Annotated in this window: 21 protein-coding genes and 2 pseudogenes; 11 read left to right on the forward strand and 12 right to left on the reverse strand. The window is 50.4% G+C overall.

Features of this window, described 5'->3' with window-relative positions:
• Positions 1 to 13: 13 nt before the first annotated feature.
• Positions 14 to 1,263, forward strand: a pseudogene (locus tag A7098_RS00195) (NupC/NupG family nucleoside CNT transporter).
• Positions 1,264 to 1,333: 70 nt separating this feature from the next.
• Here the strand turns inward: A7098_RS00195 and A7098_RS00200 are convergent.
• A complete protein-coding gene (locus A7098_RS00200; RefSeq protein ID WP_105280135.1) occupies positions 1,334 to 2,032 on the reverse strand; it encodes a transcriptional regulator YeiL in 699 nt (232 codons plus the stop codon).
• A 127-nt stretch (positions 2,033 to 2,159) separates the two neighbouring features.
• Here A7098_RS00200 and rihB point away from each other — a divergent pair.
• Positions 2,160 to 3,100 (forward strand): annotated as a pseudogene (gene rihB / locus A7098_RS00205) (ribosylpyrimidine nucleosidase).
• Between the two features lie 54 nt (positions 3,101 to 3,154).
• Here the strand turns inward: rihB and A7098_RS00210 are convergent.
• From A7098_RS00210 to A7098_RS00220, 3 genes are all read right to left on the reverse strand, one after another.
• Complete coding sequence (locus A7098_RS00210; RefSeq protein ID WP_105280136.1) at positions 3,155 to 4,243, reverse strand: sugar kinase; 1,089 nt, start codon at positions 4,241 to 4,243, stop codon at positions 3,155 to 3,157.
• Positions 4,244 to 4,245: 2 nt separating this feature from the next.
• Positions 4,246 to 5,103 (reverse strand): deoxyribonuclease IV, encoded by an 858-nt coding sequence (gene nfo, locus A7098_RS00215; RefSeq protein WP_000873880.1) that lies wholly within the window; start codon positions 5,101 to 5,103, stop codon positions 4,246 to 4,248.
• A gap of 73 nt (positions 5,104 to 5,176) precedes the next feature.
• A complete protein-coding gene (locus A7098_RS00220; RefSeq protein WP_105280137.1) occupies positions 5,177 to 6,226 on the reverse strand; it encodes a YeiH family protein in 1,050 nt (349 codons plus the stop codon).
• A 98-nt stretch (positions 6,227 to 6,324) separates the two neighbouring features.
• On the opposite strand from A7098_RS00220, the gene yieE reads away from it, so the two are divergent.
• The 3 genes from yieE to cirA all read left to right on the forward strand — a co-directional run bounded on the left by yieE (position 6,325) and on the right by cirA (position 11,164).
• Positions 6,325 to 7,206: a DNA-binding transcriptional regulator YeiE gene (gene yieE, locus A7098_RS00225; protein WP_085460940.1), complete on the forward strand. Its 882-nt coding sequence runs from the start codon at positions 6,325 to 6,327 to the stop codon at positions 7,204 to 7,206.
• 204 nt (positions 7,207 to 7,410) lie between these two features.
• Entirely contained in the window at positions 7,411 to 8,880 is a 1,470-nt protein-coding gene (gene lysP / locus A7098_RS00235; protein ID WP_000253268.1) for a lysine-specific permease, read from the forward strand.
• 292 nt (positions 8,881 to 9,172) lie between these two features.
• A complete protein-coding gene (cirA, locus tag A7098_RS00245; RefSeq protein WP_105280138.1) occupies positions 9,173 to 11,164 on the forward strand; it encodes a catecholate siderophore receptor CirA in 1,992 nt (663 codons plus the stop codon).
• A 31-nt stretch (positions 11,165 to 11,195) separates the two neighbouring features.
• Here the strand turns inward: cirA and yeiG are convergent, their stop codons facing one another.
• A complete protein-coding gene (gene yeiG, locus A7098_RS00250; protein ID WP_000425475.1) occupies positions 11,196 to 12,032 on the reverse strand; it encodes an S-formylglutathione hydrolase in 837 nt (278 codons plus the stop codon).
• A gap of 257 nt (positions 12,033 to 12,289) precedes the next feature.
• On the opposite strand from yeiG, the gene folE reads away from it, so the two are divergent.
• The 6 genes from folE (at position 12,290) to mglC (ending at position 19,199) form a co-directional block, all read left to right on the forward strand.
• A complete protein-coding gene (gene folE, locus A7098_RS00265; protein ID WP_001139613.1) occupies positions 12,290 to 12,958 on the forward strand; it encodes a GTP cyclohydrolase I FolE in 669 nt (222 codons plus the stop codon).
• Between the two features lie 16 nt (positions 12,959 to 12,974).
• Positions 12,975 to 14,132, forward strand: a complete 1,158-nt coding sequence (gene yeiB, locus A7098_RS00270) for a DUF418 domain-containing protein YeiB (RefSeq protein ID WP_000440930.1) — start codon at positions 12,975 to 12,977, stop codon at positions 14,130 to 14,132.
• 141 nt (positions 14,133 to 14,273) lie between these two features.
• Positions 14,274 to 15,314 carry an HTH-type transcriptional regulator GalS gene (galS, locus tag A7098_RS00280; protein ID WP_000628680.1) on the forward strand — a complete coding sequence of 347 codons (1,041 nt, stop codon included), beginning with the start codon at positions 14,274 to 14,276 and terminating at the stop codon, positions 15,312 to 15,314.
• 279 nt (positions 15,315 to 15,593) lie between these two features.
• Positions 15,594 to 16,592, forward strand: a complete 999-nt coding sequence (gene mglB, locus A7098_RS00285) for a galactose/glucose ABC transporter substrate-binding protein MglB (RefSeq protein WP_001036964.1) — start codon at positions 15,594 to 15,596, stop codon at positions 16,590 to 16,592.
• Positions 16,593 to 16,652: 60 nt separating this feature from the next.
• Positions 16,653 to 18,173, forward strand: a complete 1,521-nt coding sequence (gene mglA, locus A7098_RS00290) for a galactose/methyl galactoside ABC transporter ATP-binding protein MglA (protein WP_105280139.1) — start codon at positions 16,653 to 16,655, stop codon at positions 18,171 to 18,173.
• A 15-nt stretch (positions 18,174 to 18,188) separates the two neighbouring features.
• Positions 18,189 to 19,199, forward strand: a complete 1,011-nt coding sequence (gene mglC / locus A7098_RS00295) for a galactose/methyl galactoside ABC transporter permease MglC (RefSeq protein WP_001275122.1) — start codon at positions 18,189 to 18,191, stop codon at positions 19,197 to 19,199.
• Positions 19,200 to 19,351: 152 nt separating this feature from the next.
• Here the strand turns inward: mglC and preA are convergent, their stop codons facing one another.
• The 7 genes from preA to A7098_RS00330 form a co-directional block, all read right to left on the reverse strand.
• Positions 19,352 to 20,587: an NAD-dependent dihydropyrimidine dehydrogenase subunit PreA gene (gene preA, locus A7098_RS00300; protein WP_105280140.1), complete on the reverse strand. Its 1,236-nt coding sequence runs from the start codon at positions 20,585 to 20,587 to the stop codon at positions 19,352 to 19,354.
• The gene (locus A7098_RS00305; protein WP_032225690.1) at positions 20,581 to 21,819 is read right to left on the reverse strand and encodes an NAD(P)-dependent oxidoreductase; all 1,239 of its coding nucleotides are present in this window, start codon (positions 21,817 to 21,819) and stop codon (positions 20,581 to 20,583) included. Before A7098_RS00305 ends, preA begins: the two co-directional genes overlap by 7 nt.
• A 264-nt stretch (positions 21,820 to 22,083) precedes the next feature.
• On the reverse strand, positions 22,084 to 22,323 hold the full coding sequence (locus A7098_RS00310; RefSeq protein ID WP_000383083.1) for a DUF2542 family protein: 240 nt from the start codon (positions 22,321 to 22,323) through the stop codon (positions 22,084 to 22,086).
• 2 nt (positions 22,324 to 22,325) lie between these two features.
• Positions 22,326 to 23,045, reverse strand: a complete 720-nt coding sequence (gene sanA, locus A7098_RS00315) for an outer membrane permeability protein SanA (protein ID WP_000920075.1) — start codon at positions 23,043 to 23,045, stop codon at positions 22,326 to 22,328.
• A 184-nt stretch (positions 23,046 to 23,229) separates the two neighbouring features.
• The gene (gene cdd, locus A7098_RS00320; protein WP_000553574.1) at positions 23,230 to 24,114 is read right to left on the reverse strand and encodes a cytidine deaminase; all 885 of its coding nucleotides are present in this window, start codon (positions 24,112 to 24,114) and stop codon (positions 23,230 to 23,232) included.
• Between the two features lie 130 nt (positions 24,115 to 24,244).
• Positions 24,245 to 24,940, reverse strand: coding sequence for a CidB/LrgB family autolysis modulator (locus A7098_RS00325; protein WP_000968197.1), 696 nt, complete (start codon positions 24,938 to 24,940; stop codon positions 24,245 to 24,247).
• On the reverse strand, positions 24,937 to 25,335 hold the full coding sequence (locus tag A7098_RS00330) for a CidA/LrgA family protein (RefSeq protein WP_001516704.1): 399 nt from the start codon (positions 25,333 to 25,335) through the stop codon (positions 24,937 to 24,939). The genes A7098_RS00325 and A7098_RS00330 overlap by 4 nt, the downstream gene beginning before the upstream one ends.
• Between the last annotated feature and the right edge of the window lie 40 nt (positions 25,336 to 25,375).

Raw genomic sequence — 25,375 nt, forward strand, 5'->3', positions numbered from 1 at the left:
AGGGAAAATCATTATGGATATAATGAGAAGTGTTGTGGGGATGGTGGTGTTACTGGCAATAGCGTTTGTGTTGTCAGTGAATAAAAGAGCATCAGTTTGCGCACGGTTGGAGCCGCGCTGCTGCTGCAAATCGCCATTGGCGGCATTATGCTCTACTTCCCACCGGGAAAATGGGCTGTAGAGCAGGCGGCATTGGGCGTACATAAAGTCATGTCCTACAGCGATGCGGGTAGCGCCTTTATTTTTGGCTCTCTGGTGGGGCCGAAAATGGATGTCCTGTTTGATGGCGCGGGCTTTATCTTCGCCTTTCGCGTACTTCCGGCGATTATTTTCGTTACTGCGCTCATCAGTCTGCTGTACTACATTGGCGTGATGGGACTCCTGATTCGCATTCTTGGCAGTATTTTCCAGAAAGCCCTCAACATCAGCAAAATAGAATCTTTTGTCGCGGTCACCACCATTTTCCTTGGGCAAAACGAGATCCCGGCGATCGTAAAACCGTTTATTGATCGTATGAATCGCAACGAGTTGTTTGCCGCAATTTGTAGCGGCATGGCGTCTATTGCCGGTTCGATGATGATTGGTTACGCCGGAATGGGCGTGCCAATTGACTATCTGTTAGCGGCATCGCTGATGGCGATCCCTGGCGGTATTTTGTTTGCACGTATTCTTAGCCCGGCAACCGAGCCTTCGCAGGTGACATTTGAAAATCTGTCGTTCAGCGAAACGCCGCCAAAAAGCTTTATCGAAGCAGCGGCGAATGGTGCGATGATCGGACTGAAAATAGCCGCAGGTGTGGCGACGGTGGTGATGGCGTTTGTGGCGATTATTGCGCTGATCAACGGCATTATCGGTGGAATTGGCGGTTGGTTTGGTTTTGCCAATGCCTCTCTGGAAAGTATTTTTGGCTATGTACTGGCACCGCTGGCGTGGATCATGGGCGTGGACTGGAGTGATGCCAACCTTGCGGGTAGCCTGATTGGGCAGAAACTGGCGATTAACGAATTTGTCGCTTACCTGAGTTTCTCGCCATATTTGCAAACGGGCGGCACGCTGGACGTGAAAACTGTTGCCATTATCTCCTTTGCGCTTTGTGGTTTTGCTAACTTTGGTTCTATCGGTGTTGTCGTTGGGGCGTTCTCGGCTATTTCGCCAAAACGGGCGCCGGAAATCGCCCAGCTTGGTTTACGGGCGCTGGCAGCTGCGACGCTTTCCAACCTGATGAGTGCGACCATTGCCGGGTTCTTTATTGGGCTGGCGTAATGCTCGATTTGTAGGCCGGATAAGACGCATCAATCGTCGCATCCGGTAATCGCGCTATTGCAAATCATTTTTACTGCATCATCCCGGAGAATTTATTCTCCGGGTCCATCTCCAGCGCCAGTCCCAACAACTTCTTTCTATTTTTAATGAGATACCCTTTCTTATTTTTAATTAATAAACCGTCGTGAATGAATTGTGCGAGAACATATAAGAGGTGTCGATAAGAAACGCCTAAATACTCTGCCGCTTGCGTATGCTTTTCGTGATAAAGATCACCTTCCTGCGAGAGTAATATAAATGCTGCCAGGCGATTCACTAATGGAAATGATTGATTCTGAGTTAAAGAAACAATATTGCGATAATTTTTATGGCTTAAAGTAACGCAGAGCTTTCGTAAAAATAGGGTATCGTTTAATAACAGCGGACGGTAATGTTTCATAGGGAGCGCAAGGCACCAACACTCTTCAATAGCCTGCACCGCACGCGGTTCATGGTCTTTATCGATTAACTCAATCTCGCCAATAAAACAGGGGGCGGCAAAGAAATCGATCAGCGACACGCGACCATTAGCTAGCGTGGCGTAAAGCCTGGCGCGGCCTCGCGTCAGGTAAAATAGCCAGGACGGCTGTTGCCCTTCCTGCACAATGTAGTCACGTGCTAAAAAATGAAACAGTCGTGTATCGGCTGAAACATCCGTTGAAAAGCACTCATTAAATGCGGACTCACTAATCAGTTGCTGCTTAAGTTCATTATTGTGGATTTCTTTCACGATGTTTATCCGCTATGAGATTTCTCATATTTAGCATACGTACGCTGTTGTTAAGATTCAATCATCGGCCGGTGGAAATTTCTTTGTTGTAGAAAAAATAACGCAACTGAAACAGAGGAAATAAACAATGGAAAAGAGGAAAATTATTCTGGATTGTGATCCGGGTCATGATGATGCTATTGCCATAATGATGGCCGCGAAACATCCGGCGATTGATTTATTAGGTATCACCATTGTGGCGGGTAATCAGACGCTTGATAAAACATTAATTAATGGTCTGAATGTTTGTCAGAAACTGGAGATTAATGTTCCGGTGTATGCGGGGATGCCGCAGCCAATTATGCGCAAACAAATCGTTGCCGATAATATTCATGGCGAAACCGGTCTGGATGGCCCGGTGTTCGAACCGCTGACCCGCCAGGCTGAAAGCACCCATGCGGTGAAATACATCATTGATACCCTGATGGCAAGCGAAGGTGATATCACTCTGGTGCCGGTGGGGCCGCTGTCAAACATCGCGGTGGCGATGCGTATGCAGCCCGCAATCCTGCCAAAAATCCGTGAAATTGTGCTGATGGGCGGCGCTTATGGTACAGGTAACTTCACGCCGTCTGCCGAGTTCAACATTTTTGCTGATCCAGAAGCGGCACGCGTGGTATTCCCTCCGGCGTTCCGTTGGTGATGATGGGCCTGGATCTCACTAACCAGACCGTGTGTACCCCGGATGTGATTGCGCGGATGGAAAGGGCCGGTGGCCCTGCCGGCGAACTGTTCCGTGACATCATGAATTTCACCCTCAAAACCCAGTTCGAAAACTACGGCCTGGCTGGCGGCCCGGTGCATGACGCCACCTGCATAGGTTATCTGATCAACTCTGATGGCATTAAAACCCAGGAAATGTATGTCGAAGTGGACGTTAATAGCGGCCCTTGCTACGGGCGTACCGTCTGCGATGAGCTGGGCGTTCTTGGCAAGCCCGCCAATACCAAAGTCGGCATCACTATTGATACCGACTGGTTCTGGGGATTAGTCGAAGAGTGCGTTCGCGGCTACATCAAAACCCACTAAGTGTTGATAATAAGACCGGATAAGACGTGTCAAGCGTCGCATCCGGCAGCATTGTTACACCATCGGCACTAATGAAAGCGCGTTATCAGCAGACAGGGTAGGGTTATTTATGCTGCCGCTGGCGCGCGAAATTGCCGCGCAGGCCATCGCAAAACGGGCGCTGTCGCGGAAACTGTATCCTTCAAGAAAGCTATATACCAGGCCCGCCATAAAACCATCGTCAGCACCAAAACTATCGACTGTCGTATGCGCTGGCGCGGTCAGCAAAAATTGTTCGCCATCCTTTTCGCTGCAATAAACGGATTCATCGGGCAAATAAACAAACAGTTGCTGAACACCTTGCTGATGCAACGTATTCACTGCGACATTTCGGTCAGCATCGCTGGTGATCGCCTTTCCCCACAAAATTTCCAGCTCCGGTAAAGTGGGTTTCAGGGTGTGAATATGCGTCAGCCAGTGTTTGATTTTGCCCGCTTTGAATTCTGAAACGGTATCGACAAATACCGGGATTTCATCAGCGAGGGTAAAGACCCACTCCAGCGCCTCGGCAGTCAGGTTGCAATCTGCTAGTACCACGCCCGCATGACGAAGTAAATCACGTGACCCGTTCAATAATTGCGGCGTTAACTGTTCCAGCAGATGAGTATCATTAATCGCCAATACGGTTTGTTCGTCTTGATTGGCAATTGCCAGATACGTTGATGTGCTTTGACCATGTAAACGAACGCAGCCAGAGACATTCACTCCAGCACGGCGCGTCTCTTCTAAGAGCATCTCGCCATAAAAATCATTGCCAATCACAGAGAGTAAATGGACATCGCGGCCTAACAGCGCCAGATTGTGGGCGATATTGCGCCCAACGCCGCCTGCCGAACAATGAATCGTACCGGGATGAGAAGCCGCTTGTGGGTAACGGATATCCGCCATCCCGCGAATATCCATATTGATTGTTCCCACCACGACGCAGTATTCCTGCTCGGTGAGAATGTAACCTTTGCCTTTAATCCGCCCTTTGCGCATTAAATCCATAATATGCGCTGCAACGCGCGAACGGCTAATTTGCAGCATGTCAGCAATTTCATTCTGCTGAATCAGCGGGTTACGCCGTAAAATTGCAAGGATCTCCTTTTCCCGGTTATTCATCTTCAGGCTACCGCTTTTTCAGTTTGTTGCGCTTTTAGCCAGGCAATCTCTTCTGCCCAGATATCCGGGTTGATGGTTTCAAGGATCAGCGGAATGCCGTCGAAACGGTCGTCCTGCATGATCCAGCGGAACGCATCATGACCGATATTGCCTTCACCGAGGCTATGATGGCGGTCAACGCGGCTGCCAAAGGTGCTTTTCGCATCGTTAAGGTGCATCCCACGCAGATACTTAAAGCCAACAATACGGGCAAAATCAGCGAACGTTTTCTCGCATTCGGCTGGAGTACGCAAATCATACCCTGCAGCGAAAGCATGGCAGGTATCAATGCAGACGCCGACGCGGGATTTATCTTCCACGCCATCGATAATCGCCGCGAGATGTTCGAATTTAAACCCTAAGTTGCTGCCCTGACCGGCGGTATTTTCAATCACCGCTGTCACGCCTTGTGTTTTATCCAGCGCAATATTGATGGATTCGGCAATGCGCGCCAGACAATCCTCTTCTGAAATCTGCATCAGATGGCTGCCTGGGTGGAAGTTGAGCAAAGAAAGTCCCAGTTGTTCGCAACGCTGCATTTCATCTATAAACGCATCGCGTGATTTTTCCAGAGCTTCAGCGACCGGATGACCGAGGTTAATCAGATAACTGTCGTGGGGAAGAATTTGCGCCGACGTGTAGTGATATTTTTCACAGGCGGCTTTGAATTCATCGATGGTTTGCGTCGTGAGCGGTGCGGCACGCCACTGACGTTGATTTTTGGTGAACAAGGCAAACGCGGTAGCGTCGATTTCGGCGGCGCGAATTGCGGCATTTGCCAGACCGCCAGCAGCACTAACGTGCGCTCCAATGTATTTCATATGTGGACTCCTGTTAAACCCGCTGGAGGAAAACGGTAATGATAGCGGGTTAACAGGAGCAAGATGTAGTGGTTTATGCGATGACGCTTTGAATTACATAGTTAATCGCAGCACCACCAACAATCAGCCAGGCAAACAGTACCAGTGCCATCAGCAGAGGTTTCGCCCCGGCTTTTTTCAGCGCGCTGACGTGAGTGGTCAGACCCAGCGCCGCCATCGCCATTGCCAGCAGGAAGGTATCCAGCGTTACCAGCATGTTCACCAGGCTCTGCGGTAACAGGTGGAACGAGTTAAAGATGGCAACCACGATGAACAGGATGGCAAACCACGGAATGGTGATTTTGCTTTTCTCGCCGCCATTCGCAGGAGACAGCTGTTTAACACGTGCCGCCAGCAGGATGAGGAACGGAGCCAGCATCATCACGCGCAGCATTTTGGAGATAACTGCTGCGTTCTCAGCTTCCGGGCTGATGGCATGACCAGCTGCCACTACCTGCGCCACTTCGTGCATGGTAGAACCAATGTAGATACCGAACGTTTCCGGGCTAAACCATTGGGTCATCAGCGGATACATTGCCGGGTAGAGGAAAATCGCGATGGTTCCGAAGATAACCACGGTTGCGACAGCCACAGTCACTTTACTGGCTTCTGCTTTCACTACCGGCTCAGTCGCCAGTACCGCCGCAGCACCACAAATACTGCTACCGGCACCGATCAACCAGCTGGTGTGCTTATCCAGGCCAAACACTTTCTGCCCCAGGAAGCAGGCCAGCAGGAAGGTGCTGGACAGTGTCAACACGTCAATGATGATCCCACTAATACCGACATCGGCAATTTGTGAAAACGTCAAACGGAAACCGTAAAGAATAATACCCAGACGTAGTAAATGTTGCTTGGCAAACAGCACACCGCCGTCACAGCTTTTCCAGATATGCGGATATACTGTGTTGCCTAAAACCATCCCCAACAAGATTGCGAGAGTGAGGGCACTAAACCCGGCACCCGCAACAGCGGGAATGGAACCACCCCACAGGGCGACCCCGGTGATAACTGCACTCAGGGCTAACCCCGGAATGAAATGCCACAGTGTACGATGTTGTTTCTGTAAGGTGATATTCGTCATAACCCTCTCCTTTATCCGGGCATAAGGTTACGACTAACTGGTTTAAAAATAAAATTGATTATATATTTATAATTAATCTTTATAAGTGGTAAGCGACTATGCACATCACCCTCCGGCAGTTGGAAGTTTTTGCAGAAGTATTGAAAAGTGGATCAACCACCCAGGCGTCGGTGATGCTGGCGTTGTCGCAATCAGCAGTGAGCGCGGCGTTGACCGATCTGGAAGGGCAGCTAGGCGTGCAACTGTTTGATCGCGTGGGGAAAAGACTGGTTGTTAATGAACACGGGCGGCTGCTCTATCCGCGTGCGCTGGCGTTGCTGGAACAGGCCGTCGAAATCGAACAACTGTTTCGCGAAGACAACGGCGCGATTCGTGTCTATGCCAGTAGCACCATTGGTAATTACATCCTGCCCGCCGTTATCGCCCGTTATCGCCATGATTACCCGCAGTTGCCGATTGAACTTAGCGTTGGTAACAGCCAGGACGTGATGCAGGCAGTGCTGGATTTCCGCGTTGATATTGGCTTTATTGAAGGGCCATGCCATAGCACTGAAATCATTTCTGAACCGTGGCTGGAAGACGAGCTGGTGGTGTTCGCCGCGCCGACTTCGCCGTTGGCTCGTGGGCCGGTCACCTTAGAACAACTGGCCGCTGCGCCGTGGATCCTGCGCGAACGCGGTTCCGGCACGCGGGAAATTGTCGATTATCTGTTGCTGTCACATTTACCGAAATTTGAGATGGCGATGGAATTAGGTAACTCCGAGGCTATCAAACATGCGGTGCGTCATGGGTTGGGAATTAGTTGCCTGTCGCGACGGGTAATTGAAGATCAATTACAGGCTGGCTCATTAAGTGAAGTTGCTGTCCCTCTACCGCGCCTGATGCGTACGTTGTGGCGTATCCATCATCGGCAAAAACACCTTTCCAACGCGCTACGGCGCTTTCTGGACTATTGCGATCCCGCTAATGTGCCGCGTTAAATTGCGGTACAGGAACATGCTGGTGCTGTGTCAATTTCGTGACGCAGCGCCAGCGTCATGCATTCGCCAGAAAAGAGATAGACTGCTTTACTTATAATTCCTGGGCGATCATGAAGGTCTCTTATAAAAGCGCATTTCTACCGGAAGGATTGCAAATCGTCTGCTACAATCGCGCCTCATTTTTAAGATGGATAGCATTTTTGTATGGTTTCCGAAACTAAAACAACAGAAGCGCCAGGCTTACGCCGTGAATTAAAGGCGCGTCACCTGACGATGATTGCCATTGGCGGCTCCATCGGTACGGGTCTTTTTGTTGCCTCTGGCGCAACGATTTCTCAGGCAGGTCCGGGCGGGGCGCTGCTCTCGTATATTTTGATTGGCCTGATGGTCTACTTCCTGATGACCAGTCTTGGCGAACTGGCGGCGTATATGCCGGTTTCTGGTTCGTTTGCGACTTACGGTCAGAACTATGTGGAAGAGGGCTTTGGCTTCGCGCTGGGCTGGAACTACTGGTACAACTGGGCGGTGACTATCGCCGTTGACCTGGTGGCTGCGCAGCTGGTCATGAGCTGGTGGTTCCCGGATGTTCCCGGTTGGATCTGGAGTGCGCTGTTCCTTGGCGTCATCTTCCTGCTGAACTACATTTCGGTCAGAGGCTTTGGTGAAGCGGAGTACTGGTTCTCACTGATCAAAGTCACGACAGTGATTATCTTTATCGTCGTCGGCGTGATGATGATTATCGGTATCTTCAAAGGTGCGCAGCCTGTGGGCTGGAGCAACTGGACGATAGGTGAAGCACCGTTTGCCGGTGGTTTTGCGGCGATGATCGGCGTGGCAATGATTGTTGGCTTCTCCTTCCAGGGAACCGAACTGATTGGTATTGCAGCGGGCGAATCTGAAGATCCTGGGAAAAATATTCCGCGTGCGGTGCGTCAGGTATTCTGGCGAATCCTGCTGTTCTATGTGTTTGCGATTCTGATCATCAGCCTGATCATTCCGTACACCGATCCCAGCCTGCTGCGTAACGATGTGAAAGACATCAGCGTCAGCCCGTTCACGTTGGTGTTCCAGCACGCGGGTCTGCTTTCTGCGGCAGCGGTAATGAATGCGGTCATTCTGACAGCCGTACTGTCGGCGGGTAACTCCGGTATGTACGCATCTACCCGTATGCTTTACACCCTGGCGTGTGACGGAAAAGCGCCGCGTATTTTCGCCAAACTGTCGCGTGGCGGTGTACCGCGTAACGCGCTGTATGCCACGACGGTGATTGCCGGTCTGTGTTTCCTGACCTCCATGTTTGGTAACCAGACAGTGTATTTGTGGCTGCTGAACACCTCCGGGATGACAGGCTTTATCGCCTGGCTGGGGATTGCTATCAGCCACTATCGTTTCCGTCGCGGCTATGTATTGCAGGGACACGATATTAACGACCTGCCGTACCGTTCGGGCTTCTTCCCGTTGGGACCGATCTTCGCTTTCATTCTGTGTCTGATCATCACCCTGGGCCAGAACTATGAGGCGTTCCTGAAAGATACCATTGACTGGGGCGGCGTAGCGGCAACGTATATTGGTATCCCACTGTTCCTGGCCATCTGGTTTGGTTACAAGTTGATTAAAGGAACCCACTTCGTGCGTTACAGCGAAATGAAGTTCCCGCAGAACGATAAGAAATAAGTTTTCTCCCTTCCTTGTTAAGCCCTCTCAACCGAGAGGGCTTTTTCAATTCTATTTCCCTGATAAAACACGAGGATATAAAATTTAATATTTGGATTGATAATTGTTATCGTTTGCATTATCGTTACGCCGAAATCAAAAAAGGCTGACAAATCAGAGACTGTTCAAGCTTTCTGGGATGATCACCTGCATACAAAAAAGTCCACCGCGATGCTGCCGTACGCAAGGGGACGTGAAGAAGATGTGAGCGATAACCCATTTTATTTTCGTAGTTACCTCATGGAGATATGGAATGTTTAGGTTGAACCCTTTCGTACGGGTCGGGCTGTGTTTGTCCGCAATTTCTTGTGCATGGCCTGTGTTGGCGGTTGATGATGATGGCGAGACGATGGTTGTCACAGCATCTTCTGTTGAACAAAACCTTAAAGATGCACCTGCAAGTATCAGCGTCATTACCCAGGAAGACCTGCAGCGTAAACCAGTACAGAATCTGAAGGATGTCCTCAAAGAAGTGCCGGGCGTACAACTGACTAACGAAGGGGATAACCGCAAGGGCGTCAGTATTCGTGGCCTGGACAGCAGCTACACGCTGATTCTCGTCGATGGTAAACGCGTTAACTCCCGCAATGCTGTCTTTCGTCACAATGACTTCGATCTGAACTGGATCCCGGTTGATTCCATCGAACGTATTGAAGTGGTACGTGGCCCGATGTCCTCGTTGTACGGTTCTGATGCGCTCGGCGGCGTGGTCAATATCATCACTAAAAAAATCGGTCAGAAATGGTCGGGCACTGTTACGATCGATACCACCATTCAGGAACATCGCGATCGTGGTGACACATACAATGGTCAGTTCTTCACCAGTGGGCCATTAATTGATGGTGTGCTGGGAATGAAAGCTTACGGCAGCCTGGCTAAACGTGAAAAGGATGACCCGCAAAACTCAACCACCACAGATACCGGAGAGACTCCGCGTATTGAAGGATTCTCCAGCCGCGACGGTAATGTCGAATTTGCCTGGACGCCGAATCAAAATCACGATTTTACCGCCGGTTACGGTTTCGACCGTCAGGATCGTGATTCCGACTCGCTGGACAAAAACCGCCTGGAACGCCAGAACTACTCTGTCAGCCATAATGGTCGCTGGGATTACGGCACCAGCGAACTGAAATACTACGGCGAGAAAGTCGAAAACAAAAACCCTGGCAACAGCAGCCCAATTACCTCTGAAAGCAATACCGTTGATGGCAAATACACGCTGCCGCTGACGGCGATTAATCAGTTTGTCACGGTTGGCGGTGAATGGCGTCACGACAAACTTAGTGATGCAGTAAACCTGACCGGTGGCACCAGTTCCAAAACGTCTGCCAGCCAGTACGCGCTGTTTGTGGAAGATGAATGGCGGATCTTTGAGCCGCTGGCGCTGACGACCGGCGTGCGTATGGACGATCACGAAACTTACGGCGATCACTGGAGCCCGCGTGCCTATCTGGTCTATAACGCTACCGACACCGTTACCGTGAAAGGTGGCTGGGCGACAGCTTTTAAAGCGCCTTCTCTGCTGCAACTTAGCCCTGACTGGACGAGCAATTCCTGCCGTGGCGCATGTAAGATTGTGGGTAGCCCGGATCTGAAACCAGAAACCAGCGAAAGTTGGGAGCTGGGGCTTTACTATATGGGCGAAGATGGTTGGCTGGAAGGGGGTGAATCCAGCGTTACCGTTTTCCGCAACGATGTGAAAGATCGTATTAGCATCAGCCGCACGTCTGACGTTAACGCTGCACCGGGTTACCAGAACTTTGTCGGTTTTGAAACGGGAGCGAACGGGCGACGCATACCGGTATTCAGCTACTACAACGTTAATAAAGCGCGGATTCAGGGCGTGGAAACGGAGTTGAAAATTCCTTTCAATGACGAATGGAAACTGTCACTCAACTACACCTATAACGATGGTCGTGATGTCAGCAATGGCGAAAACAAACCACTTTCCGACCTGCCGTTCCATACCGCTAACGGTACGCTGGACTGGAAACCGCTGGCGCTCGAAGACTGGTCATTCTATGTTTCTGGCCACTATACCGGGCAGAAACGAGCCGACAGCGCGACGGCCAAAACGCCGGGCGGCTATACGATCTGGAATACCGGCGCAGCCTGGCAGTTGACCAAAGACGTCAAACTGCGTGCGGGCGTGCTGAACCTGACTGATAAAGATCTCAGCCGTGATGACTACAGCTATAACGAAGACGGTCGTCGTTACTTTATGGCGGTGGATTATCGCTTCTGATGAGAAGATGCCCGGCGAACCGGGCTAAGTTTTACTTCAGTAAATGCTGCGCATGGAAGCGCAGATGATCCTCTATAAAAGAGGCAATGAAGTAGTAACTGTGGTCATAACCCGGCTGAATACGTAACGTCATTGGCCACGCTTTCTGGCGTGCGGCCTCTGCCAGCACCGCAGGCTGGAGTTGGTCGGCAAGAAACTGATCGCTATCACCCTGATCAATAAGCGTCGGGATCGCATCCTGCGCATTACTGGCGTACATCAGCGCGCAACTGTCCCATTCCTCCCAGTCATTTTTATCCTCGCCCAGATAGGCGCTAAACGCTTTGATTCCCCACGGGACGCTGCACGGATTCACAATCGGCGCAAAGGCAGAAACGCTGGTGTATTTACCTGGGTTTTTCAGCGCCATAATCAGCGCACCGTGACCGCCCATTGAATGACCGCTAATGGCGCAGCGATCGCTGACGTTAAATTGCGACTGAATCAGCGCAGGTAATTCATCACGCAGATAATCATACATCCGATAATGCGCCGACCACGGCGGTTGCGTAGCGTTAAGATAAAACCCTGCGCCCTGGCCTAAATCGTAGCCGTCATCATTGGCAACCTGTTCGCCGCGCGGGCTGGTGTCTGGCATTACCAGTACAATCCCCAGTTCCGCCGCTACGCGCTGGGCACCCGCTTTAGTGGTGAAATTTTCGTCATTACAGGTTAATCCCGAAAGCCAGTACAGCACCGGCGGCGGGGCGTTATCGCGGGGAGGCGGGAGAAAGATGCTGAACGTCATCGGACAGTTTAAGGTACTGGAGTCGTGCCGCCAGCGTTGTTGCCAGCCTTCAAAACAGCGGTGCTCTTCGAGCATTTCCATGCGTGGCTCCTTGTTATGTTGTTTGCAATTTTTTCATCATACCGTTTATTCAGTGTGTTGTGAGTAACTTTCACTTCCGCATATGCATAACGATGTTTTAACATCTACGGCTGAAAGGCAGCGGCAATTACAATAATTATCGCTGTGAATACTGGATTATGTGCGTCACCTCACGCACAATAATCAGGCTGCTAATCAGCTTAATAACTTTGCCCCCACGCAGGGCGGAGGCGTCACACCTGCAGGAGAAAATATAAATGCCATCACTCAGTAAAGAAGCGGCCCTGGTTCATGAAGCGTTGGTTGCGCGAGGACTGGAAACACCGCTACGCCCGCCCGTGCATGAAATGGATAACGAAACGCGCAAAAGCCTTATTGCCGGCCATATGACCGAAATCATGCAGCTACTGAATCTCGACCTGGCTGATGACAGTTTGATGGAAACGCCGCATCGCATCGCCAAAATGTATGTCGATGAAATTTTCTCCGGTCTGGATTACGCCAACTTCCCGAAAATCACCCTCATTGAAAATAAAATGAAGGTCGATGAAATGGTTACCGTGCGCGATATCACTCTGACCAGCACCTGTGAACACCATTTTGTCACTATTGATGGCAAAGCGACGGTGGCCTACATCCCGAAGGATTCGGTGATCGGTCTGTCAAAAATTAACCGTATTGTGCAGTTCTTTGCCCAGCGTCCGCAGGTGCAGGAACGTCTGACCCAGCAAATTCTCATTGCGCTACAAACGCTGCTGGGCACCAATAACGTGGCGGTCTCTATCGATGCGGTGCATTACTGCGTGAAAGCGCGTGGTATCCGCGATGCGACCAGCGCCACGACAACGACCTCCCTCGGGGGTTTGTTCAAATCCAGTCAGAATACACGCCACGAGTTTCTGCGCGCCGTGCGTCATCACAACTGATTAAAAGGCAGGAACCATGGAGCGCAACGTCACGCTCGATTTTGTTCGCGGCGTCGCCATTCTGGGGATCCTGCTTCTTAACATCAGCGCCTTTGGACTTCCAAAGGCGGCTTATCTCAACCCCGCCTGGTACGGTGCTATTACACCGTCTGACGCCTGGACATGGGCATTTCTCGATCTCATCGGGCAGGTGAAATTCCTCACGCTTTTTGCGTTGCTGTTTGGTGCGGGGCTGCAAATGCTGCTGCCGCGTGGCAGACGCTGGATCCAGTCACGGCTCACCCTGTTAGTCTTGTTGGGCTTTATTCACGGCTTGTTATTCTGGGACGGCGATATTCTGCTGGCTTACGGGCTGGTGGGCTTAATCAGCTGGCGGCTGGTGCGCGATGCGCCATCGGTAAAAAGCCTGTTTAATACCGGCGTCATGCTATATCTGGTAGGGCTTGGCGTTTTGCTGCTGCTGGGGTTGATTTCCGACAGCCAGACCAGTCGCGCCTGGACGCCGGATGCGTCCGCCATTTTGTATGAAAAATACTGGAAACTTCACGGCGGCGTGGAAGCCATCAGTAACCGTGCCGATGGCGTAGGGAACAGTTTACTGGCACTGGGTGCGCAGTATGGCTGGCAACTGGCGGGGATGATGTTAATTGGCGCGGCATTGATGCGTAGCGGTTGGCTGAAAGGGCAGTACAGCTTGCGCCACTATCGCCGTACCGGTTTTGTGCTGGTGGCGATTGGGCTGATGATTAACCTTCCTGCTATCGCACTACAATGGCGGCTGGACTGGGCGTATCGCTGGTGCGCCTTCTTACTTCAGATGCCGCGTGAACTGAGTGCGCCATTTCAGGCGATGGGTTATGCGTCGTTGCTGTTCGGCTACTGGCCGCAATTAAGCCGTTTTAAGCTGGTGCTGGCGATCGCCTGCGTCGGACGGATGGCGCTGACCAACTACCTGTTACAAACGCTGATTTGTACCACACTATTTTACCACTTCGGTTTGTTTATGCAGTTTGACCGTCTGGAATTGCTGGCGTTTGTTATTCCGGTATGGCTGGCGAATATCCTCTTCTCTGTTATCTGGCTACGTTACTTCCGTCAGGGGCCGATAGAATGGCTCTGGCGTCAGCTCACCCTCCGTGCTGCGGGACCTGCATTGTCCAAAACATCAAGATAACGATCTTGATCACATTCATTAACAAAACGGCTGTAACCGTTTCCATTGCTGTGACTCGATTCACGAAGTCCTGTATTCAGTGCTGACAAAATAGCCGCCAGCAAGCAGTAACCTACTGCAATCTCACAACAGGTAGTGAATATGATCACCATTCGTGATGTAGCGCGTCAGGCTGGCGTCTCTGTGGCAACGGTTTCCCGAGTGCTCAATAACAGCACGCTGGTAAGTGCAGAAACGCGTGAAGCGGTAATGAAAGCCGTAAGCGAACTGGATTATCGGCCAAACGCCAATGCCCAGGCGCTGGCAACTCAGGTGAGCGATACCGTTGGCGTGGTGGTGATGGACGTTTCTGATGCGTTTTTTGGCGCACTGGTGAAAGCCGTCGATCTCGTCGCCCAACAGCATCAGAAATATGTGTTGATTGGCAACAGCTATCATGAAGCGGAAAAAGAGCGTCACGCCATCGAGGTGTTAATTCGCCAGCGTTGTAATGCGTTGATTGTTCATTCGAAAGCGTTAAGCGACGACGAACTGGCGCAGTTTATGGACAACATTCCTGGTATGGTGCTGATCAATCGCGTTGTACCGGGTTACGCCCATCGTTGCGTTTGCCTGGATAATCTCAGCGGTGCCCGAATGGCGACGCGTATGTTGCTGAATAACGGTCATCAACGCATCGGTTATCTTTCTTCCAGCCACGGCATTGAAGATGATGCAATGCGCAAAGCCGGCTGGATGAGTGCGCTGAAAGAGCAGGATATTGTTCCGCCGGAAAGCTGGATTGGCACCGGCACGCCGGACATGCCCGGCGGTGAGACGGCAATGGTCGAGCTGCTGGGACGCAATCTGCAACTTACTGCTGTGTTTGCTTATAACGACAATATGGCCGCTGGCGCACTGACGGCATTAAAAGATAATGGCATTGCGATTCCGTTACATCTCTCCATCATCGGTTTCGATGATATCCCCATCGCCCGTTACACCGACCCGCAATTAACGACCGTGCGTTATCCCATTGCTTCGATGGCAAAATTAGCTACTGAACTGGCCTTGCAGGGCGCAGCAGGCAACATTGATCCGCGAGCCAGCCACTGTTTTATGCCGACGTTAGTGCGTCGGCATTCTGTCGCAACACGCCAGAATGCGGCGGCGATCACTAACTCAACAAATCAGGCGATGTAACCGCTTTCAATCTGTGAGTGATTTCACAGTATATTAACAATGCGATAGCTATGATTGCACCGTTTTAACGTTGTAACCTATATGTAACAGTGAATAATCACTTTTATCGAGGTTATAGCGTCATAACAACAATTAAAGTCGTTTTCTGGAGCGTTACCGGGCATGGAAGAACGAATTTTAAAACGTGAGCTTCGGCGTTCAGTAACACTTCATTAACTATACTGCCCCGCCGAGCATTTATCTCAAGCACTACCCTGCATAAGAAAAACCGGAGATACCATGAATAAGAAGGTGTTAACCCTGTCTGCTGTGATGGCCAGCATGTTATTCGGTGCCGCTGCACACGCTGCAGATACCCGTATTGGTGTGACGATTTATAAATACGACGATAACTTTATGTCCGTGGTGCGTAAGGCTATCGAACAAGATGCGAAAGCCGCGCCAGACGTCCAGCTGCTGATGAATGATTCACAGAATGACCAGTCCAAGCAGAACGATCAGATTGACGTGCTGTTGGCGAAAGGGGTGAAGGCGCTGGCAATCAACCTGGTTGACCCGGCTGCTGCGGGTACGGTGATTGAGAAAGCGCGTGGGCAAAACGTGCCGGTGGTTTTCTTTAACAAAGAACCTTCCCGTAAGGCGCTGGATAGCTATGACAAAGCCTACTACGTAGGCACTGACTCCAAAGAGTCCGGCATTATTCAGGGCGATTTGATTGCTAAACACTGGGCGGCGAATCAGGGTTGGGATCTTAACAAAGACGGTCAGATTCAGTTCGTACTGCTGAAAGGTGAACCGGGCCATCCGGATGCAGAAGCGCGTACTACCTACGTGATAAAAGAACTGAACGATAAAGGTATCAAAACCGAGCAGTTACAATTAGATACCGCTATGTGGGACACCGCTCAGGCGAAAGATAAGATGGATGCGTGGCTGTCTGGCCCGAACGCCAACAAAATCGAAGTGGTTATTGCCAACAACGATGCGATGGCAATGGGCGCGGTAGAAGCACTGAAAGCGCACAACAAGTCCAGCATTCCGGTGTTTGGCGTCGATGCGCTTCCAGAAGCTCTGGCACTGGTGAAATCCGGTGCACTGGCGGGCACGGTGCTGAACGATGCTAACAACCAGGCGAAAGCGACCTTTGATCTGGCGAAAAACCTGGCCGATGGCAAAGGTGCGGCTGATGGCACCAACTGGAAAATCGACAATAAAGTTGTCCGCGTTCCTTATGTCGGCGTAGATAAAGACAACCTGGCTGAATTCAGCAAGAAATAAGACTGATTGGGCGCAGTCGTTTACTGCGCCCTTATTGTATGGCCAACAAGGTAAAATTATATGGTCAGCTCAACGACTCCGTCTTCCGGGGAATACTTGTTGGAAATGAGCGGTATCAACAAGTCTTTTCCCGGTGTTAAGGCACTTGATAACGTTAATTTAAAAGTCCGGCCACATTCTATCCATGCATTAATGGGAGAAAATGGCGCAGGAAAATCAACATTATTAAAATGCCTGTTTGGTATTTATCAAAAAGACTCCGGCACCATTTTATTCCAGGGTAAAGAGATCGATTTTCATTCTGCCAAAGAAGCACTGGAAAATGGGATTTCGATGGTACACCAGGAGTTAAACCTGGTATTACAACGTTCGGTGATGGACAACATGTGGCTGGGGCGATATCCCACCAAAGGCATGTTTGTCGATCAGGACAAAATGTACCGTGAAACCAAAACGATTTTTGATGAACTGGATATTGATATCGATCCGCGTGCGCGGGTCGGGACATTATCTGTTTCGCAAATGCAAATGATCGAAATCGCCAAAGCGTTTTCCTATAACGCAAAAATTGTGATTATGGATGAACCGACTTCTTCGTTAACCGAAAAAGAGGTCAATCATCTGTTCACTATTATTCGTAAATTAAAAGAGCGCGGCTGCGGTATTGTTTATATCTCGCATAAAATGGAAGAAATTTTCCAGTTATGTGATGAAGTCACCGTATTGCGTGACGGTCAGTGGATCGCCACCGAACCGCTGGCAGGGCTGACGATGGACAAGATCATCGCCATGATGGTTGGGCGTTCTCTTAACCAGCGTTTCCCGGACAAACAAAACACGCCAGGCGAAGTGATTCTGGAAGTGCGTAACCTGACGTCGCTGCGCCAGCCTTCCATCCGCGATGTCTCGTTTGATCTGCACAAAGGGGAGATCCTCGGTATTGCCGGTCTGGTGGGAGCGAAACGTACTGATATCGTTGAGACGTTATTTGGTATTCGCGAGAAATCGGCTGGCACCATTACGCTGCATGGCAAAAAGATCAACAACCATAACGCCAACGAAGCTATTAACCACGGATTTGCACTGGTCACTGAAGAGCGCCGCTCGACGGGAATTTATGCCTATCTGGATATCGGTTTTAACTCGTTAATTTCCAATATTCGCAACTACAAAAATAAAGTTGGTTTACTGGATAACTCGCGGATGAAAAGCGATACCCAGTGGGTTATTGATTCGATGCGGGTAAAAACGCCGGGGCATCGGACGCAAATTGGTTCACTTTCCGGCGGTAATCAGCAAAAGGTGATCATTGGTCGCTGGCTGCTAACGCAACCAGAAATATTAATGCTCGATGAACCGACGCGCGGTATTGATGTTGGGGCGAAGTTTGAAATTTATCAGTTAATTGCCGAACTGGCGAAGAAAGGCAAGGGGATTATTATTATCTCCTCCGAAATGCCAGAGTTGTTAGGGATAACAGACCGTATTCTGGTGATGAGCAATGGTCTCGTTTCTGGAATTGTCGATACAAAAACAACAACGCAAAACGAAATTCTGCGTCTTGCGTCTTTGCACCTTTAAGATTAGGGGCTTCCTATGAGTGCGTTAAATAAGAAAAGTTTTCTTACTTACCTGAAAGAGGGCGGTATTTACGTCGTTCTTTTAGTTTTGCTGGCGATTATAATTTTCCAGGATCCTACTTTTTTAAGTCTGTTGAACTTAAGTAATATTCTCACCCAGTCATCGGTACGTATTATTATCGCGCTCGGCGTGGCAGGGTTAATTGTCACTCAGGGGACTGATCTTTCTGCCGGGCGCCAGGTAGGGCTGGCAGCGGTGGTAGCCGCGACGTTATTGCAGTCGATGGAAAACGCCAACAAAGTGTTCCCGGAAATGGCGACGATGCCGATTGCACTGGTTATTCTGATTGTCTGTGCCATTGGCGCAGTTATCGGTTTAATCAACGGCCTGATTATCGCTTATCTCAACGTAACGCCGTTCATTACCACGCTCGGCACGATGATTATCGTCTACGGCATCAACTCGCTCTATTATGACTTTGTGGGTGCGTCGCCAATTTCTGGTTTTGACAGTGGCTTCTCTACCTTTGCTCAGGGCTTTGTCGCGCTGGGGAGTTTCCGTCTCTCTTACATTACCTTCTACGCGCTGATTGCCGTGGCGTTCGTTTGGGTACTGTGGAACAAAACCCGCTTCGGTAAGAACATTTTTGCTATCGGTGGTAACCCGGAAGCGGCGAAAGTTTCTGGTGTCAACGTCGGCCTGAACCTGCTGATGATTTATGCGCTGTCTGGCGTGTTCTATGCCTTCGGCGGGATGTTAGAAGCCGGACGTATCGGCTCTGCGACTAACAACCTTGGCTTTATGTATGAGCTGGACGCCATCGCGGCGTGCGTGGTGGGCGGCGTATCGTTCAGCGGCGGTGTGGGGACGGTGATTGGCGTGGTGACCGGGGTAATTATCTTTACGGTCATCAACTATGGCCTGACGTACATCGGCGTAAATCCGTACTGGCAGTACATCATCAAAGGGGCGATTATTATCTTCGCCGTGGCGCTGGATTCACTGAAATACGCGCGTAAGAAGTGATATGAATGTAGGGATTGCCGGATAAGACGTTGGCGCGTTTTATCCGGCCTACAATGGTCTCAATATACTGATTTGTATGGTTTTTGTAGGCCGGATAAGGCGTTTACGCCGCATCCGGCGACAGGAGCCAAATGCCGGATGCGATGCTGGTTCTACAACGTTACCGGATGTTCTTTCTCTCCTTTTTTAAACTTCACTTCCCCGAGATCAATGCATCCCACCGGACAGACGTGACCGCAAAGCAAACAACCGACGCATTTTTCGGTATTGCAGTGCGGCGTGCGCGATTTCTCATCCCATTCCATCGCCTGATGCCCACCGTCGTAGCAGGAAATATAACAGCGCCCACAGCCGACACATTTATCAAGATTAATATGGGGATAGACGATATAACTGCGGTCTAAATCTTCCGCCGGGACAATATTATGATTCGCCAGGCCAACTATCTCCTGCAATGAATCAAATCCCTGATCGGCAAGATAATGTGACAACCCGCTCGCCATATCTTCCACAATGCGATAACCGTACTGCATGATGCCAGTAGTCACCTGTAACGTTGCCGCACCGAGTAATAAAAATTCCGCTGCGTCTTCCCAGGTCTCAATACCACCGATACCGCTAATCGGGAAATCACGCAGTTCCGGATGGGTGCGCATTTGCTGAATAAAGCGCAGGGCGATCGGTTTCACCGCTTTACCGGAATAACCTGAAATACTCGATTTACCGTTAACGATCGGCATACCAATTTTCTGATTAAGATCGATATTGGTGATGGATTTGACGGTGTTAATCGCCGCAATGCCATCTGCGCCACCACGCTTCGCCGCCAGCGCCACTTCGCACATATCACCGATATTCGGCGTCATCTTCGCCAGCATCGGCAAAGTGGAACCGCGTTTCACCGCACGACAATATTTTTCTACCAGTTCCGGACTTTGCCCGACATCGCTCCCCATCGCATGAGAGGTCATCTGCGGGCAGGAGAAATTACATTCGATCATATCGGCGCCTGCTTTTTGCACCAGACGCGCCAGATCCTCCCATTGTTGCTCATTTTCCCCCATGATCGAGGCGATCAGCACCTTGTCAGGGTAATCTTCTTTCAACCGACGCAAAGCGGCCAGATTCTCCTCCAGGGGATGTTCGGCAATCTGCTCCATATTTTTGAAGCCAATAAAACCGGTATCTTCTTTCACCAGATGATCAAAACGTGGTGAAACTTCGTTGGCGATAAAAAAACCGATCGTTTTAAACACCACGCCGCCCCAGCCTGTGTCGTAGGCTTTGGCGCACATCTCATAGCAGTTGCCGACCGGCGAAGAAGAGAGGCAGAACGGGTTGGGAAACTTCACGCCGCAAAAGGTAATAGAAAGATCTTTCGTTAACATGAGCAAGCTCCCTCTAAATAGTGATGAATCGCCTCGGCGGCTTCTTTCCCGGTCTTCACGGCATAAACCACGGTTTTGTCGCCCTCAACAATATCGCCAGCGGCAAACAGTTGTGGGTCGCGAGTCTGGTAATTTTTCGTTTCGATGATGTTGCGCTTCGGCTCCAGCGCCGCAAAAGCGGTAAGTTCGGCATGTTGACCGACGGCGAGAATAATTTTGTCCGCTGCCATTGTCAGTTCGCCCGGCAAACGAACATGTTTAAAGGTAACTTTATTGCCCTCTACCGCCACTGGCGTAAAGCCATCAATAATCGATACCCCCAATTTCTGGGTGCTGGTGAACTCTTTCTTGCTTGCCGGAAATTCATCTAACTCTTCGCGCGCCACACAGGTCACCGCCTGGCAGCCGAGAACTTTCAGCGTGCTGGCAACGTCCATCGCGACATCGCCGCCGCCAATAATTAATGCGCTTTGCGGGATGCGGATATCGCCTTGTGCCTGACGCGCGCGTTGCAGGAAATCGACGGCGATCTCAACGTCGCTATGCTCAAACAGCGGCAGCCGAGAACCGCTCGATAACCCCACGGTGACCAGCACTGCGCGGTTTTCTGCTTTCAGTTGTTCCAGCGAAAGCGTTTTGCCAATTTCACAGTTGCACTTAATGGCTACACCCATTTTTTCGATGCGAGCGATTTCCGCATCCAGCACCGACTGCGGCAAACGAAATTGCGGAATACCGTTACACAACCAGCCACCGGGTTGTGCTCCTTTTTCATAAATTGTGACGTCGTAACCCAGATTGGTCAGCGTCACGCTGGCTTGTAATCCGGCTGGGCCTGCGCCAATAATCGCGACTTTACCGCGCGTCTTGCTGCCCGGTTGATAAATCTCCATTCCGGTTTGTTGTTCAAAATCAGTAACGAAACGTTGTAAGCGACCAATATCAATGGGGTCATCGACACCCGCACGGGTACAACCGCTCTGGCATAATTTTTCCGTAGGGCACACTCTGGCGCAAACGGCACCAAGGGCATTATTTTCGCGAATTGTCTCGGCAGCGCCTTTAAAATTACGAAAATAGATTGAGCGAATAAATTTCCCCGGATCGGTTTGCGCCGGGCAAGCCTGACTGCAGGGCGCGTCGTGACATAATAAACAGCGGGAGGCTTCTTTAATCGCCAGTAAAGGCGTAAAAGCCGGAGTGAGTTCATCCAGATAATTTTGTTGCGGCATGTGATCTTCCTTAATGCTATGGGTAATTAAGGCGAACGCCTGTTTTACTCGCAATACTTCAAGTGGCATGTGCTGCGACATCGCACCTTTCTGCAACTCAAATTATTTTGGGTAAATATAACGTACTAATATTAAGGCTAAGCGTGCGGGGGAATTTAAACTGTGAAAAGATTCACAAATAGCTGCGGTTCAGAATGTTATATCCGCAGCCTGGTGGGTGAACTAATAATTATTCTCAATAATTAGCAAGAGGAAGAAATAATATTATCGGTAAAAAATAAGATAAATAATCATGCCGATGGATAAAAGTCCGAAGCCGCTATATGCCACTATATAAGCGAAGAAGAGTCCGGGATTTTTATCACGCCAGACATACACTGGTTCCAGGGAATTTTTAACCCGTTTATCAATTGCGCCAGCACGCCAGCCTTTCCAGGCTTCGCGAAAACAAAATACAGGGATCAGGAAAAAAACGGCAATGACAAAAAACTGCTGAACATCCATAACTACTTTCCTTGTTTCTTTTCTAATTCAAGTAATTGTTCGGGGGTAACGGCCGGATACCCCTGCGCATCTTCCGGCACCTGGTGCATTGCCGGAATAGGAACCAGAGGACCTAAAAAGCGTGGCTCACGTTTAAAGATATAAAGATCAGCCAGAGCGCCGAAACGAGCGGCAAATTCACGAATACGTACCGACCACATATCTTTGGGTGATGGTACGGCATAACACTGCGCCTGAATACCCATGTGCAGAGCGATAAATAATGCCCGTTCACAGTGGAAACGCTGAGTGATAATAATGAAGTCGTTAGTATCGAAGACTTTGCGCGTGCGTACGATAGAGTCGAGAGTTCGAAAACCTGCGTAGTCGAGAACAATATCAGCTGGATCGACACCAGCGGCAATTAAATCTTTGCGCATGGTCATCGGTTCGTTATAACTCTGCAACGCGTTATCGCCGCTAAGTAATAGATAATTCACCTTACCGCTGTTATAGGCATTTATTGCCCCCTGAATACGGTAGCGGTAATACTGATTAATCACCCCGGTGCGATAATACTTCGCGGTGCCAAGTACCACGCCGACCTGGCGGTAGGGGAGATCCTGTAACTCGTCGTAGATATAAGGCGCAGTTTTCCAGCTCATCCAGCGATCGAGGCCGAGCACAGTCAACAGCAGCAAGCCGATCAGGACTAACAGGCTGTAAAACACGCGCTTTAACATGCAGAAAACTCGATCTTGGGGAATTTCAATCAGGCTACTTTACCTGCGGGCTTTGCGCAAGAAACGGCAAACTGTTTGCCGGGATTTTCGACACCAGGATAAGTTGGCAAGCCTGATGCGACGCTTATCAGTGTGCCAGGGCTGTAGGCCGGACAAGGCGTTCACGCCGCATCCGGCACCAGGCTTAAGCGAGAAGAACGCGGTCGATATTGTTGCAGCCGAGAGCTTTAAGCGTTGCGGAGGTTGCATCCCACTGAATCAGCGGCGCATCGGCTTTTTCTGCCAGAATCGCGCGCTGAATATCCGGGTAATCATACCCCTTGAGATTCAACAGAATTAACGCTCCTTGCAATGGCGGCAGAGTCGGGTTAAACGCCGCGTTTTCAGCGTAGCTACCGCTGAAAATACGACCGTCTTTACATTCCAGCGCCACGCCGCTTGGGGAGTTGCTGTAAGGCATGTGTGAACGGTTTGCCGCTGCGATCGCCGCCTGAGAAAGCGCATCGCCGGTCAGTGCAAAACCGTGATCCTGCTCGTCCATCAGCAGCGTTTTAATCTCCAGATCTTTCGGCCCAAAAGCATCCGGCAGATAGTCACGCAGCGCGTGCGCTTCACGACCCGGTAGATGAATACGCAGATCCAGACCGCTATTCAGTTCATTCATAAACTGACGGCAGTGACCGCAAGGCGTGTAGTTAACGGTGATAGCGGCGAGTGCTTTCTCACCGCTTAACCAGGCGTGGCTGATAGCACTTTGTTCGGCATGAACGGTTTGCTGCATTGTCGCGCCAATAAATTCCATATTGGCACCAAAATACCAGGTTCCACTCACGCCGCGCGCAATAGCGCCAACATTAAAATTCGACAATGGCGTGCGGGCACAGGCCGCCGCCAGCGGCAGCAGTGCGAAAGCCAGCGCGTCTTCGTCCAGCCCCGTTGCGCTCTTCAGCGAAGAGACCTGCTCTTTGGTCAACAACGCAGGAAAATACTTGTCTGCCAGAATGGGTTCCAGTGCAGATTGCAAGTTATCCGCAAGTTGGGCAAAAGCAGTTTGAAAACGTGGATGCATGGCGTTGCCTCATAATCATGTAATGGGGTAACAGTTTACGAACCCGCTATGGCTTTATATGTGATCTGAATCTCATTAATTATGCAACACGTGAAACTTACATCAAAAATGCGCGACGCATCGCAAAATTTTAGCCCATTACAGCCAGAATAATCGGGAAAAGGAACGGTGCGATCAGCGAGGTAATAATCCCGCACAGCACCAGTGCCAGCGAACTAAATGCGCCTTCCTGATAATCCAGTTCGGCACAGCGCGCCGTACCGAGGGCGTGAGAGGCCGTTCCCATCGCCAGACCGCGCGCCGCTTTGGTGCGAATACGCATCGCATTAAGCAACGTATGACCAAACACCGCGCCCAGAATACCGACGAAAATGACGCAAACTGCGCTAATTGCAGGGATACCGCCAATACTGCCGCCAACCGCCATCGCAATTGGCGTAGTCACCGACTTCGGCAAGATTGACGCGGCGATTTCTGGTGAAGCACCCATCAACAATGCCACGGAAGTCCCTGTCACCATCGCGACCACGCTACCGATAAAACAAATGGTGATGATCGATTTCCAGCGCGCGCGGATCTGATGCAGCTGTTCATATAAAGGATAGGCCAGCGCCACCACCGCCGGTTGCAGCAGATCGTTTAAAACCTCACTACCTTTAAAATAGTTGTCGTAAGAGATGCCGGTCAGCATTAAAAAAGGAATGATCACCACCATTGCCACCAGCAACGGATTGAGCAATGGAAATTTATACCGCGCTGCCAGTTTGCGGGCGGCAAAAAAGACAATCAATGTCAGCGGTAATGACCACCAGATATTCGCCATCATTTCTCTGATCCTTTCTGACCTATGACTTTACGTTCACCGTGTACCAGGTGCGAACTCCAGCTCACCACCAGAAAAACCACCAGCGTACTAATGGCACAGGAAACCACTACCGGGCCAAACTGTGCGCGCAGCAAATCAAAATATTGCATGACGCCTACGCCAATCGGCACAAACAATAGCGCCATATAGCGAATCAGTACGTAGCACCCCGGATTGACCCACTTCGCCGGAAGAATTTGCAAGGCCAGCAGGACAAACAGGATCAGCATCCCGATGATGCTGCCCGGAATGGTTACCGGTAGCAGGGAAGCAATGAAAATACCTGCATACAGGCAGGCATAAATCAGGACAAAAGCGCGTAAATATTGCCAGATAATGTTCAGTGTCTTACTCATGATCAACACCCCAGATGAGATGGATTCATCATACAATTAA

Source organism: Escherichia sp. MOD1-EC7011, assembly GCF_002965005.1.
Taxonomy (GTDB): domain Bacteria; phylum Pseudomonadota; class Gammaproteobacteria; order Enterobacterales; family Enterobacteriaceae; genus Escherichia; species Escherichia ruysiae.